At 39.6% G+C, this 13743-nt stretch carries 16 protein-coding genes; 7 read left to right on the top strand and 9 right to left on the bottom strand.

Annotated features, from left to right (window positions below):
• Nucleotides 1–26: 26 nt before the first annotated feature.
• Genes ACMUMK_RS18345 through ACMUMK_RS18330 form a run of 4 tightly spaced genes read left to right on the top strand, consistent with a single transcriptional unit; the run spans nt 27 to nt 3277 of the window.
• On the top strand, nt 27–1832 hold the full coding sequence (locus tag ACMUMK_RS18345; protein ID WP_414702608.1) for an ABCB family ABC transporter ATP-binding protein/permease: 1806 nt from the start codon (nt 27–29) through the stop codon (nt 1830–1832).
• Entirely contained in the window at nt 1825–2037 is a 213-nt protein-coding gene (locus tag ACMUMK_RS18340; protein ID WP_414702607.1) for a DUF3820 family protein, read from the top strand. Before ACMUMK_RS18345 ends, ACMUMK_RS18340 begins: the two co-directional genes overlap by 8 nt.
• Nucleotides 2038–2039: 2 nt before the next feature.
• Nucleotides 2040–2399, top strand: a complete 360-nt coding sequence (locus ACMUMK_RS18335) for a hypothetical protein (RefSeq protein ID WP_414702606.1) — start codon at nt 2040–2042, stop codon at nt 2397–2399.
• 29 nt (nt 2400–2428) lie between these two features.
• Nucleotides 2429–3277, top strand: coding sequence for a peptidylprolyl isomerase (locus ACMUMK_RS18330; protein ID WP_414702605.1), 849 nt, complete (start codon nt 2429–2431; stop codon nt 3275–3277).
• Between the two features lie 5 nt (nt 3278–3282).
• Here the strand turns inward: ACMUMK_RS18330 and ACMUMK_RS18325 are convergent, their stop codons facing one another.
• From ACMUMK_RS18325 to ACMUMK_RS18310, 4 genes are all read right to left on the bottom strand, one after another.
• Nucleotides 3283–3639, bottom strand: a complete 357-nt coding sequence (locus ACMUMK_RS18325) for a Fis family transcriptional regulator (protein WP_414702604.1) — start codon at nt 3637–3639, stop codon at nt 3283–3285.
• Nucleotides 3632–3913: a pyrimidine/purine nucleoside phosphorylase gene (locus ACMUMK_RS18320; protein ID WP_414702603.1), complete on the bottom strand. Its 282-nt coding sequence runs from the start codon at nt 3911–3913 to the stop codon at nt 3632–3634. The genes ACMUMK_RS18325 and ACMUMK_RS18320 overlap by 8 nt, the downstream gene beginning before the upstream one ends.
• A gap of 106 nt (nt 3914–4019) precedes the next feature.
• Nucleotides 4020–4277: a hypothetical protein gene (locus ACMUMK_RS18315; RefSeq protein WP_414702602.1), complete on the bottom strand. Its 258-nt coding sequence runs from the start codon at nt 4275–4277 to the stop codon at nt 4020–4022.
• Between the two features lie 101 nt (nt 4278–4378).
• Nucleotides 4379–4825 (bottom strand): hypothetical protein, encoded by a 447-nt coding sequence (locus tag ACMUMK_RS18310; protein ID WP_414702601.1) that lies wholly within the window; start codon nt 4823–4825, stop codon nt 4379–4381.
• A 126-nt stretch (nt 4826–4951) separates the two neighbouring features.
• Between ACMUMK_RS18310 and ACMUMK_RS18305 the strand changes: the two genes are divergently transcribed.
• Both ACMUMK_RS18305 and ACMUMK_RS18300 read left to right on the top strand, forming a co-directional pair.
• On the top strand, nt 4952–5692 hold the full coding sequence (locus ACMUMK_RS18305; protein ID WP_414702600.1) for a dienelactone hydrolase family protein: 741 nt from the start codon (nt 4952–4954) through the stop codon (nt 5690–5692).
• A 7-nt stretch (nt 5693–5699) separates the two neighbouring features.
• Nucleotides 5700–6521 (top strand): hypothetical protein, encoded by an 822-nt coding sequence (locus ACMUMK_RS18300; RefSeq protein WP_414702599.1) that lies wholly within the window; start codon nt 5700–5702, stop codon nt 6519–6521.
• A 13-nt stretch (nt 6522–6534) separates the two neighbouring features.
• Here ACMUMK_RS18300 and ACMUMK_RS18295 read toward each other — a convergent pair whose 3' ends face one another.
• Nucleotides 6535–8355, bottom strand: a complete 1821-nt coding sequence (locus ACMUMK_RS18295; RefSeq protein WP_414702598.1) for a DUF885 domain-containing protein — start codon at nt 8353–8355, stop codon at nt 6535–6537.
• 13 nt (nt 8356–8368) lie between these two features.
• Nucleotides 8369–9700: a M24 family metallopeptidase gene (locus ACMUMK_RS18290; protein ID WP_414702597.1), complete on the bottom strand. Its 1332-nt coding sequence runs from the start codon at nt 9698–9700 to the stop codon at nt 8369–8371.
• A 102-nt stretch (nt 9701–9802) separates the two neighbouring features.
• On the opposite strand from ACMUMK_RS18290, the gene ansA reads away from it, so the two are divergent.
• Nucleotides 9803–10828, top strand: a complete 1026-nt coding sequence (gene ansA, locus ACMUMK_RS18285) for an asparaginase (protein ID WP_414702596.1) — start codon at nt 9803–9805, stop codon at nt 10826–10828.
• A gap of 81 nt (nt 10829–10909) precedes the next feature.
• On the opposite strand, the gene ACMUMK_RS18280 is transcribed toward ansA, so the two are convergent.
• The 3 genes from ACMUMK_RS18280 to aroC form a co-directional block, all read right to left on the bottom strand.
• A complete protein-coding gene (locus ACMUMK_RS18280) occupies nt 10910–11116 on the bottom strand; it encodes a cold-shock protein (protein WP_133470935.1) in 207 nt (68 codons plus the stop codon).
• 329 nt (nt 11117–11445) lie between these two features.
• A complete protein-coding gene (locus ACMUMK_RS18275) occupies nt 11446–12609 on the bottom strand; it encodes an MFS transporter (protein ID WP_414702595.1) in 1164 nt (387 codons plus the stop codon).
• Nucleotides 12610–12640: 31 nt separating this feature from the next.
• Nucleotides 12641–13741: a chorismate synthase gene (aroC, locus tag ACMUMK_RS18270; protein WP_414702594.1), complete on the bottom strand. Its 1101-nt coding sequence runs from the start codon at nt 13739–13741 to the stop codon at nt 12641–12643.
• Nucleotides 13742–13743: the final 2 nt, after the last annotated feature.

Raw genomic sequence — 13743 nt, 5'->3', positions numbered from 1 at the left:
GCCACATTTAAGGTAAAGCTTTCAACATGCGCCCCAACCGCTTTCCAACAGATCCAGAGACTCAGGTTAACTGGAAAATATTCCTACAACTATGGCCTTATTTAATCGAATTCAAAGGGAGAGTATTGTTAGCTCTTTTGTTTTTAGTGGCGGCCAAAGTTGCCAGTATCTACTTACCTTTTGTCCTCAAAAACACAGTTGATACATTAAACTCCCAAACACCTGAATCCACAGCCTTATTAATACCTTTTGCTCTAATCTCTGCCTATGGGCTTTTGAGGCTTGCTAATGTGTTGTTTGGGGAAATAAGAGATACATTATTTGGCAGAGTGACTGAAAGGGCCATGCGAAGGTTGGGATTAAAGGTCTTTAAGCATTTACACAGTTTAGATTTAGACTTTCACCTTAACCGTCAAACTGGAGGGTTATCAAGGGATATAGAAAGAGGAACCAAAGGCATAAGTTTTTTAATGCGTTTTTTGGTCTTCAATATCGGACCTACCCTTTTTGAAATACTCGCTGTAATTGGCGTACTCTTTTATAACTATGGTGCTAGCTTTGCTCTGATTATTTTATGCTCAGTTGTCAGTTATGTATTTTTTTCAATCAGAGCAACAGACTGGCGTACAAAGTATGTGAGAGAAGTAAACCTCGCTGACTCAAGTAGTAGCTCTAGGGCCATTGATAGCCTTCTAAATTACGAAACAGTTAAATATTTCAATAATGAAGAGTATGAAGCTAACCGCTACGACACAGACCTGCAAAAGTGGGAGTCTGCCAGACGAAAAAACCGCCTTTCTTTATTTGCACTAAATAGTGGCCAAGCCTCCATCATCGCTCTAGCTATGACCAGTATGATGGCACTAGCAGCCTACCATGTTGCTAAAGGAGACATGACAATAGGAGATTTTGTACTTATTAATGCGTTTACCATGCAAATATTTATGCCCCTTAACTTTCTAGGTTTTGTTTATCGGGAAATACGAGGCTCCTTGGCTAACATCGAAAATCTATTTAATTTACTTGAAAAAAGATCCATTCATCCTTTAGATAAACACGCTAAAGATCTAAACGTAAAACTGGGTAAGATTAGCTTTAAAAATATTGAATTTAGTTACTCAGCAGACCGAAAAATAATAAAGAATATCAGCTTTGAGATTGAGCCCGGGCAAAAAGTAGCTGTAGTTGGAGAAAGTGGCTCAGGCAAGTCTACATTAGTTAAACTCCTATTTAGATTCTACGATCCAGATTCAGGTAATATCACTATAGACGGTCAAGATATAAGCCAAATCACCCAAAACTCCCTAAGAAAAGCAATCGGTATTGTGCCTCAAGATACTGTGCTATTTAATGATACTATCTTTGAAAATATTCGTTATGGAAGGCCCGAGGCTACCGATGCAGAAGTACAGCAAGCGATAGACTTAGCCCATTTAAGGGGCTTTATAACGTCCCTGCCAGATGGAGATGCAACCACAGTAGGCGAAAGAGGGCTGAAGCTATCGGGGGGTGAGAAACAGCGAGTTGCGATTGCAAGAACCATTTTAAAGAAGCCACCAATTTTAGTATTTGACGAAGCCACCTCGTCATTAGATAGTCAATCTGAACAGGCTATACTCAATGCCTTACAGGAAATATCTCAAGGACATACCAGTTTAGTGATAGCTCATCGTTTATCTACAATAGTAGACGCTGATAAAATAATCGTCCTGGGAGCTGGAAATATAATTGAGCAAGGTTCCCATGAAGAATTGTTAGCCCAAAACGGTGCCTATAAAAAGCTATGGTTAAGCCAGCAAAGTAATCAAATAAAAGAGAAAAAAATTGGATAATCAAATTCTAATAGAAGCGATTAATCAAACTATGCCTTTTGGAAAGTACGCAGGTCGTAAATTACTGCATTTACCTGAACCTTACTTAGTATGGTTTAACAATAAAGGCTTCCCCAATGGTAAGTTAGGTCAACAGCTTGCTCTCATACATGAAGTAAAAGTAAATGGCCTTGAACAAATGCTCATGCCACTTTTGAAAGATTAATTATGGGGTTTCAGAACAGAAAAAAAAACAATAGAGAGAGATCTCAATCTGCCCAACAGAAAAACATAGACAAACAAATTTTGTGTCTACATAAAGCTATGGCAGAAAAAATTATGGCTAATCATGACTTTATTCCAAAAATTCAACAAACCATAGAAGCCAGGTATGAGTCTGGAAAAATGCGCCATGGAGCATATTTATTCTGGTCAACCTTATTAGAATATGTAGACGAACCTGAAATATTTACTAGCCAGCTATTGGATGAATCACCACAAATAACTAAGTATCGTAGGCAAACAGTCTTTGTTGGTGTACTAACCGAAGATGAAAGACAAAGTGCGTTAGAGAAACTAATTTTTTAATTGATAAATCGTTACTTGATGGAAATAAAATGAGAATTAAACAGGTTTTTATATACTGCTGGGTATTGATTAATTTTAACCTATTTGCCGCGCCCCAATGGCGAACCCCAAATATAGAAAACCTAGTCTATTTAAAACTGGAAACTGGCACTGTCGTTATAGAACTTGCTCCTTTTATGGCCCCAAATCATGTTAAACAATTTAAAGCATTGATAAGTGAAGGCTTCTATGATGATTTAGAATTTTATCGAGTCATAGATGGTTTTGTCGCCCAAGCCGGAGACCTAACAGAACAAAAGCCAAGCCATAACAAATCTAAATTGCAGGCGGAATTGCAACGTACAGCACCTAACAACTCTAGCTTTATGCTACTTCAATCGCCAGACTTTATGGCTCCGCAAACAGGATTTATAAATGAGTTCCCAGCGGCTCGGGATCCATTAACCAATCAAGAGTGGTTAGTCCACTGTATGGGCACCCTAGCCTTTGCCAGAGACACAGACATTAACTCAGCCACCACAGAGTTTTACATTGTAATTGGCCAAGCTACACGCCATCTAGACAAAAACATGAGTTCAATTGGCCGTGTGATATACGGCATGCCCGCCATACAATCCTTAAAAAGAGCACAGCTTAACAATGCCAGTGGCGTAATACAGCAGCCTGAAGATCGCAGTAAAATCATCTGGGCTAAACTAGCTAACCAGGTTGCAGAACAAGATAGAATTGCAATAGAAATTCAACGACAAGACTCTGATGCATTTAAAAAGCGCCTAAAAGAAGCCAAAACCTTAGATAACGAATTCTTTCATTACAAAGGTAATGGCAATTTAGATGTATGTTACTACCAGCCTAAAATACGAATTAAGAGTCATTAGGTTAGTTACAAGAGACTTAGCCTTTGATTCCAATCACCACCATGCTCCAGTAAGCATGCCTCATCGGTATCAAAACAAACGTGACGCCTGACATCTTTCAGCAAAATCCCCACCTTCATAAGCTGTTGCTGAATTTGCTTTTTAAGTTCAATATCTTGCTGACTATCAAGCATAGCGGTTAGCGAAGCCTGATTATCAAATACACAGGTAACCAATAAGCTGGCAGGAAAGTTAGCGTAATTAGCAGTATGTGTAAGCCATTCAAACCCGGCTAGTTCAGGCTTTACGCCCTCACATACTATGGTTAATGCCTTAATCACATTATTGTCTAGTTTTTTCGTGGTTTTACTTAGCTTAGCCATAAGTACATAAATACACAGTGTCGCTTTTCACTTGAACTTTAAATTTTTGATTAGCTTCAACAGTAAACTTCTCACTAGCTGAAAACGTTTGCCACTCAGTGGTACCCGGCAGTAATACTGTTAAAGCACCACTAACTACATTCATAGTTTCAAACTGGCTGGTGCCAAACTCATACTCTCCAGCGGCCATAACTCCAACCGTTGCCGGTAAAGTCTCTGTTTGAAATCCAATAGATTTCACTTTTCCATCAAAATATTCATTTACATCAAACATAGTTCTTCTCTTTAACTTGGGATTCAATTTGGCCGTTAATTTAGCAAATGCACTTAACTAAACAAACCGCCAATAAGGTCTAACTTATCTTGATTTTGCAGCAAAGCTATTCATCAAACGCTTCACCTTTAGGAGTACTATTGCCTCCTTGGGCTTTTTTTACTTCTTGCTTCCGTTCAGCCACAGCCTCAATCGTTATCTGAGCCTTGGGATCAGGTAAATACATTTGTACTAATAGTCCAAAGGCTATTGCCGCAGCTTTTCTGTTTCTCGCCCAAGTAATCATCTTCAAGAAAAATAAAATAAAAACTAAAAATAACAACCATGGGACGAATTCATTAAATAAATTTTGCAGAGCAATCATAAACTTCTCATAAAGTGAAAGGAAAAATGCAGATGGATAGCCCCACAAAGCGTTAAATTAACACTCTACTGTTGCTACCGATGTAAAAGTATTTGTATGAATTACAAAGAAAAGTAGTTGCGAGAAGACTTAGGTGTGGGTTGAAAGAGGTTGTAGATAATAGTTGCTGGTTCCACAAAGCGCCGCACCTTTTGCTGTACTTGATACAGGTTCTCACAAGCTGCAGCCGTGATAATAACCTGCAGTTGCTGCAACCTTGGCTCATCAAATAGCAAGCTCACAAAACGAAACATAACTTGCTGGTATTGGTACAGTTTTAAAGACAGGTTATTTTGAAATATCGAGACTATGGACAGCTTAGGAGACCAGCGATTGTAACCAACTTGGCCTGTTAAGGTAACAAATGAGGGAGCTATTATAGACTCAGCCACTAAATAAGAATGATAGGAGTTTTCTTTAGGATCTGTTTGATTAAACTGCCCCAATTGTAAGGCTAAAAAGCAAGCAGCAAAAAATACTGACAATATTCCAGCTTTCGATATGCCCATTATTTTATCACCACAAATAACCCCATCTCTTTAAGATAATATTTAATAGGGTGATTTCAAGGGTGTATTTTATTTGGTTAACGGATAATAATGAGCTATTACAAATTAACTAATAAAAAGTACTAGATGATCATTCAACGTCATACCCAAGATATCAAAACTGCAACAGGTGTAATGCGCACCTCGGTTTTTAGGCCGGTAGCAGAAGGGCAGTATCCAACCATTATTTTTTATTCAGAAATATTTCAAGAAACCAGTCCCATCACCCGTAGCGCGCAAATATTAGCAGGTCACGGATTTGTGGTATTAGTACCTGAAATATTCCACGAACTCAATCCAATCGGAACCGTACTAGCCTACGATGATGCAGGTAAAGATAAAGGTAATGCAGATAAGTTTACTAAACCCTTAGAAGATCATGACACAGATACCCAAGCTATGGTGGACTTTGCACAACAACAAGCTTACTGCAGCAATAAAATAGGGGTTATGGGAGTATGTATAGGTGGACATTTAGCGTTTAGAGCAGCCTTAAATAATTCAATTGACGCAGCATTTTGTTTATACCCCACAGACATTCACTCTAACACTTTACCTTGTGCACAGGGCAATGATTCGTTAACAAGAAGCGCTGATATCACATGCCCAATGGTCTTAGTCTTTGGTAAACAAGACCCCCATGTTTCAGCAGAAGGTCGATTGTTAATTCATCAAACCCTAAGTAAACAAGAATCAAATTTTAGCTGGTATGAAGTCAACGCCCAACATGCTTTTATGCGTGATGAAGGTGATAGATACGATGCAGCACTAGCCTTACAAATGTATAAAATGGCGATAGATTTCTTCCACGAAAATTTACGCCCTTAAGCTTTTAATGAGCCGTTTTAGATTGAGGTACATATGTGTCATCACTTTTGTAACGGCGCTTTTTATCCAATTTAACAGCTATGGTGTTACAAGAAATCAATTTCGCGTTCATGGCTTATCCGCCTTTAATGAAGAACAAGCTGCAAAGTTAGAAGCATGGTTAACCACAGGCGTCAATGCCACCCGAAAAACCTTAGGTATCTACCCTGCCCCATTAGAACTTTATGTATTTGCTAAACAGTCTAACCAACCAGTGCCTTGGGCTTATGCCCAAAGAGATGAAATTGGTAGTGTACGGTTTTATGTTGATGCTCGCTTTTCGCTACAAAAATTTACAGATGACTGGACGGTTTATCATGAGTTAGCCCATATGGCACTGCCCTATTTGGGCGTGAAATATAATTGGCTTTCAGAGGGTTTTGCCAGCTTTATGCAATATCAGATAATGCAGCAAGCTGGCGTGTTAAAAGGCTCATTACAGGATAATTATGAAGCTAAAATAGCACCGCAGTTACGTTGGTTTAATAATAGTAAATTAACCGCAGCTTCAATAGCTACACGACTTATGAAAAACGAACAATATGCAGCTGCCTATTGGGGCAGCGCATACTTTTTTGTGCTTGCAGACAGGCAACTTCAACACAAACATAAAATGCAATTAACTGATTTAATTCGTCATTATCAAAGCTGTTGTAGAACAAATGAAAATAGCCTACCTAAACTTATATCCACTTTAAATAAAATGTTAGGTGACACGCTATTTTCAACCTTGTTGACACAGTTTGAAACCCTACCCGCTAAAACCTTATACCCAGCAAAGTTCGATTAAAACCTCATATAAATTAAGCTTTTTGCTGTGCAATCCACCTATCAATTTTTGCTTCCAAAATTGGCATAGGTAACGCACCATCAATTAATATTTGAGTGTGGAATTTTTTCACATCAAATTGATCACCTAGAGCCTGCTGCGCTTTATTTCTAAGCATACGAATATGTCGCTGCCCTACTTTATAACTCACGGCTTGGCCGGCCATTACAATGTATCTTTCTACTTCTGCTTCGATATCAGTTAAGGCTAGTGATGAATTATCTACCATAAAGTCAATAGCTTGCTGACGAGTCCAGCCAAAGGCATGTAATCCAGTGTCAACCACTAAACGCATAGCGCGTAATTGTTCGTCTGATAAGCGGCCATACCACATGTAAGGGTCGGTAAATAACCCCATTTCCTTACCTAAGCTTTCTGCATACAAGGCCCATCCTTCAGCAAAGACTGTATAGCCACCATATTTTCGAAAATCAGGCAGACTTTCTACTTCTTGTTGGATGGCAATCTGAAAATGATGCCCAGGTGCCGCTTCATGCACACTTAAAGTTTCCATTAAGTATTTCGGTTGGGCCCTAAGGTTATAAGCGTTGATATAAAAAATACCGGGGCGTGAACCATCTGGAGCTGGGCTTTGATAACTGGCTCCCGCTGAAGATGCCGCTCTAAATGGTTCTACTGCTCTCACTTCATAGTCGGCCTTTGGAAACACTTCAAACAACAAAGGTACTTTGCTATCTATTTTTTCTTTAATCTTAGTGTAACCGTCTATCAAAGCTTGTTCTGATTCAAAAAAGAATTGGTCATCGGTTCGTAAAAAATCAAAGAATGCAGCTAAGTCGCCATCAAAGCCAACTGTACTTTTGACTTTTTTCATCTCAGCTAAAATACGTGCTACTTCTTGCTGCCCAAATTCATGAATATCTGCTGCGGTTAATGGCAAAGTGGTATTGGTTTCAATTCGGTGCTCGTACCATGCTTTACCATTGGGTAATTCAGACATCCCAAAGGTGTCACGACCGGCTTCTAGGTAGATGGTAGACATAAAGTCATGGACTCGGCTATAGGAAGGAATAATCACATTTTTAATTGCGGCTAAATACGCCTGCTCAAGCTCTGTTTTCTCTGCATCTGTTGCACCTTCAATGTTTTGAATTTTTGCCACAGGGCCATAAAAAGCACTTTGGGTAACATCATCTAACACATGGGCTTTTAACTGGGGCAATACTTTTTCAATAATCGCTTTAGGTAAAACCACAGACTTTTCAATGCCCTTTTGCATGGCAGCAATAGTGCTGTCCATGTAGATAGCAAACCCTTTGGCTCTTTCTATAAAATTATGAAAATCTTGTAATGTATTAAATGGTTGGGCACTTTGCCCCGAGCCCAAAGAAGCAAAAAAAGAATGGGCCCCGCCCATTTGATGTAAAGGAATCAATTCACTCGGAAAAGCTGCTCCTTTTATAGCAAGCTCCCTATCCCGTAAAAATATCTCGTAAGTGAGCAAGTCTTGCCCGCGGAGCGATACGGGGTCTATTTCTTTTATCTTAGCTAAATACAACTCTTGAAACGACAAGACCTTAGCTATGTTTGCTTCATTTATGGGCGCACTAAACTTATCATTGTAATCATTGATCCCAACATAGGTTGCCCAAATTGGATTCATCTGCATACTTTCATCAAAGTAGCTTTGCACCAGCTCATTCAGCTGTTGCGACTCTGATTTAACAACATCTACAGTTGCAACTACATCTTCAGTTTTTGTAGTCTTATTTGGGCCACACCCTAATAACCCTAGTGATATCAAAACGGCTAAGGCAATTGGTTTTTTATTCATTACTTGGTCTCTTTTATTGTGATTTAATGAGATGAAATTCGGTTTGACGGCCGTCTAGGTAGTTAACCCCAGACTTATCAAAAAAAGCTTCTTCTTCTAACATTATGCGGATTTCTTTATTCCACTCAGGTATAAAGGTGGCGGCATTTAACTCTATTGAATAAGCCGTATCATAATGCAAAGGGTAATCCCCCTGTACAGGTACTCCCCCCTGAGAATCCCACATACCTAAAGTTGTACCTGCAGCGTGGCCATGATAGCCAATTGGATGGGTGTAAATTGAAGGTTTAATACCTTCGCTAATCGCCTCTTTACGAGACATTTGCAGTACTTCATTACCGGTGCGGCCTTCTTTAAAATTAGCGGTGAAGATATCTTGCAGACGATTAGCGTTTTTTAAGGCTTTTTTCAAAAATTCGGGGGCGTCTGTTTCCCCCTCTTTTAGCACATAAGCATGTTGCTGTTGGTCTGAATTTAAACGTAAGTAAGTCATACCAAAATCTGTATGCAATAAATCTCCGGGCATAATAACCCGTGCCTTGGTGCCCTCACTGAAAGCTTTTAAATGATCAAATTTTTCAAGGCTAGACCTTTGTAACGACACACTTGGGTGAAACCAAGCTTGTAACCTAAGATCTTTTACTTTTTCACGTAGCCACCAAACCACATCATCAGTGGTAGTCACACCGGGTTTTATAACCTTGTTTGAAAAAGCCTCAGCAATCACTTTATGGCCTAACTGGATTAATTCAGGGTAAACCTGCATTTCCATTTTGCTACGGGTTTCTAACCAAGCAATAGCTAATTTTTCAGAAGATACTAAATCTATTGCCTCTTGCTTACTTAACGCCTCATTAAACTCCTCATATTCAGTTGCAGTAATACCGTCTGCCAATGCAAAATGTTTCGATTTATTGATAGCGACTGTCTTGGGTCCTTTCTCTTGTATTAGTTTGACCAAACTATCCCACTGATTTGGCTGTTGTTCTTTATTCCAGGACTTTTTAAACAAAGAATCTACCGCATACCGAGCCACAGCTAATCTTTCTATGGGTTTACCTTGGCCGGGGTCAAATAAAACAAGTATGGTGCGCCTACGAGCAGAGAGCCAATTAGCTGGAAGCATAGTTTTCAAAACAGGATCTTCATTGTACTCCCTTGATATCAATACCCACATATCAATGCCTTCTCTGCGCATCAATTGGGGTAACAGGTTTTGTAAGCGGTCATCCAAAATCTGATTTATCTTTATCGCGCGCTCTCGCATCGGCAATATAGAGCTGTCACCAAAACTTGGCAGACTCCATAAAAGTAATAACCCCATCCCTATTAAACGACTTTTCATTTTTATTCTGTTCACCTATTTGTTGGTATGACTAGCTTAATGGAATTGTTATAGTTTTAACAATAAGGCAAATGCCCCTACTAAACATTCATCAGAGCTAACATGAAAAAACATATTTACGTTGCCTATACAGGCGGAACTATTGGTATGCGACCATCACCACAAGGTTATGTCCCTGCAGCTGGCTTTTTATCTGAAACCATAAACAATATGCCAGAGTTCCACCGTAGTGAAATGCCAAGCTTCACTATCCACGAGTACACACCGCTCATCGATTCATCTGATATGAGCCCCAATGATTGGCAGCAAATTGCTGACGACATTTTGCAAAACTATGATAAATACGATGGATTTATCATACTCCATGGCACCGACACTATGGCTTATACGTCTTCCGCCCTATCATTTATGTTAGAAAACCTAGGTAAGCCAGTCATAGTAACAGGCTCGCAAATTCCACTGGCACAGTTGCGCTCAGACGGTCAAGTAAACCTGTTAAACGCCCTTTACATAGCTGCTAACTATCCGATTTCCGAGGTCACCTTATTCTTCAATAATCAATTATTCAGAGGTAACCGTAGCCGTAAAATAGATGCGGATGGTTTTAACGCTTTTGACTCACCAAACTTACCGCCATTGTTAGAAGCAGGCATAGATATAGAAGTCAAAATAGATAAGAAACAATTGGGCATAGACAGTGATAAACACTTGAAAGTCAGTAACATCAAATCCCAACCAATAGGTATAGTGACTCTTTATCCGGGTATTAGTGCAGATGTTCTAAAGAACACACTACAACAGCCCGTAAAAGCATTAATTCTATTGAGTTTTGGCGTTGGAAATGCCCCACAAAATCCAGCACTATTACAGCAGCTCAAATTTGCTGACGAACAGCAGATAATAGTTTTAAACTGCACTCAGTGCGTAAGAGGTAAAGTAAATATGTCTGGCTATGCCAATGGCAATATATTAAAAGAAGTTGGCGTAATATCAGGTACAGATATGACCCCAGAGGCGGCTTTAGCCAAGCTACACTATCTATTAAGTCAGGATTTACCCATTGCAGAAGTTAAACGCTTACTCGTAACAAGCTTGCGGGGCGAGTTGAGTGAGGCTGGCCATCAATAACAAGGGACGGTCGCTAAAAAACAGGCATAAAAAAAGCAAACCCTTGGGTTTGCTTTTTTCTGGAATTTAATTATTTAATAATTAAAGTACAGTGATGTTCTCAGCTTGAGGACCTTTTTGGCCTTGAGTTACAGTGAACTCAACTTTTTGGCCTTCAGCCAAAGTTTTGAAGCCAGTACCATTAATAGCACGAAAATGAGCGAAAACGTCAGGTCCATTTTCTTGTTGAATGAAACCGAAACCTTTAGATTCGTTAAACCATTTTACTGTACCAGTAGTTGTAGACATAGTCTTTCCTATATTTTTCAAGAGTAATTTTGTCTCTGAAGAGACGTTGTTTTTGCTGAAGCGTGTTGCAATTACTTATGAGCTACAAGACGAGGTACTACAATGGAACATCGAAACAATGTACATAAATATCAAACTTACTTTCAAGCATGGTTAGTATATCCGTCAGGTTCCGCAGGTCAACAACTATCGTGTATGAAACTGGTCTAACTTGACTTTTATTTCAATAAGTTAGTCATAAAAATGCAACATTGCTACTATCTCTGTTTTTCAAACAAGCACTGACTAAATGGTCAACTTTTTTATCCGAATTAAGAATAACCCAATATTTACATACGTTTAGAGCAGATTGGAAGTAAGCAACAGGCAGCCACCAGTGCAGATATTGCAGCTAAGGTAAAGGCGAGTTCTGCTCCCGTCCCTTGATTCCAAAGGCTTCCAGAAAAATACCCTCCAGCTGCACCGCCAATTCCAAATGCCAAGCTAATATAAATAGCCTGCCCCTGACTTTGATGATTTTGGCCAAAATAATGGTGGATAAAGTGCATAGAAGACGCATGAGCTAATCCAAAACTGAAAGCGTGTAACCCTTGAGCTACAACCAAAAAAATTGGATTACCAGCAACAGTAGCGAGTAAAAACCACCGTAAAGAGGTAAATAAAACACTAGTCAGTAAAACCCACTTTACACCAAACTTGTTTATTAACTTACCAGCCTTTAGAAATATAAGAACTTCGGCTACAACTCCTAGCCCAATTAACCACCCAGTTTCTTGTCCACTGTATCCGATATCTCGCATATATAAAGCGAAGAACCCGTAATAAGGGCCAAAACTTAATTGCAGTAAAAGGGCTGAACCAATAAACCCTATAAATACAGGCTGTCGAATTTTATACCAGATGGATACACTATCTTTACTTATAGCGTTTTCGAGCTTGGGCTCTAACAAAAGTAAACTTGCAACCCACAAAGATAAAAGTACTAGCCCACCAACAAATAACGGAGCTTCTGATGAGTAAAGATCAACCATGCGACCTGTGAAAATGGTAAGCAGTATATAGCCTATACTGCCCCATAATCTGATATAGCCATAACGGACTGGGTTAGCTTTAACACAATTCAGAGTCAGCACTTCTACTTGCGGTAAAATGGCAGTCCAAAACATCATCATCAAAGAAAAGCTAATAGTTAGGTACCAAAAACCATCTAGCCAAAATGCTAATGAAAACATCATTAGCGTTAATAGAGCTCCAAGTTGCAGTAACCTAAGAGACTTACCTGTTCTATTTGCAATAGTTGCCCACAAGTTTGGGCCAGCTATTCTTGCAAAGGTAATAAGTGCGAAGAGTTCTCCGATTTCTTTAGATGTAAAACCTCTACCATCTAAAAAGACTCCCAGATAAGGAATGAATACTCCAAATTGGCCAAAATAAAAGAAATAGGTCGCAGACAATAATACTAAATTGCCACGAGAATAGGCTGAGCGAGCCACAGCTTCGTCAGCCTAGAAAAGCAGGAACAGGCTAAATAGCCTGTCCTGGGATGATAGGTGTTTGACTTTGTACATCAGCGTTTTGCCCTCTATGCCTTAGCAAATGATCCATCAATACTAGAGCCATCATAGCCTCAGCAATTGGCACCGCACGAATACCTACACATGGGTCATGCCTTCCCTTAGTGATAACTTCTGTAGTTTGTCCGTTTATATCAATAGTTTCTCCAGGTACAGAAATACTAGAAGTTGGTTTAAGGGCCATATTAACTAACAAGTCTTGTCCTGTAGAAATACCACCTAATACCCCGCCAGAACGATTTGATTTAAAGCCATCTGGGGTCATAACATCTCTATGGTCACTGCCTTTTTGTTCAACTGTGGCAAAACCATCACCCACTTCAACACCTTTAACCGCATTAATTCCCATCATGGCGTGAGCAAGCTCAGCATCTAACCTGTCAAAAATAGGCTCACCTAAACCAACAGGCATGTTAGTGGCTACAACTGAAACCTTTGCTCCAATAGAGTCCCCTTCTTTTTTCAAGTCACGCATATAGCTATCAAGGGCATCTAGCTTAGTTTCATCTGGGCAAAAGAAAGGATTAGTATTCGTGATTGCATGGTCAACGGTTTCTATTTTAATTGGACCTAGCTGCGACAAATATCCATATATCTCAATACCATGATGCTCTTTTAGGTATTTTTTCGCTACACCACCAGCAGCTACACGTATTGCTGTTTCGCGAGCAGAAGAACGCCCTCCACCTCGGTAATCACGTAACCCATATTTTTGCTGATAGGTATAATCGGCGTGCCCGGGTCTAAAGGTATCTTTTATTTTTGAGTAATCATTACTACGTTGGTCAGTGTTATTTATCAATAGACCTATACTAGTGCCTGTGGTTTTCCCTTCAAATACACCAGATAAGATTTTCACCTCATCCTCTTCTCGTCTTGCCGTGGTATAGCGTGAGGTACCTGGTTTACGTCTGTCTAAGTCTACTTGTAGATCATCTTCAGAAATTTCCAGTCCTGGGGGGCAGCCATCGATAATGCCACCAATTGCAATACCATGGCTTTCGCCAAAGGTGGTCACCGTAAATAATTTACCGAAGGTGTTACCAGCCATAA

It is taken from the genome of Paraglaciecola sp. 2405UD69-4, assembly GCF_047525415.1.
GTDB lineage: Bacteria > Pseudomonadota > Gammaproteobacteria > Enterobacterales > Alteromonadaceae > Paraglaciecola.
Note: the sequence above shows the minus strand (reverse complement) of the source record. Positions and strands in the feature narration are given on the sequence as shown.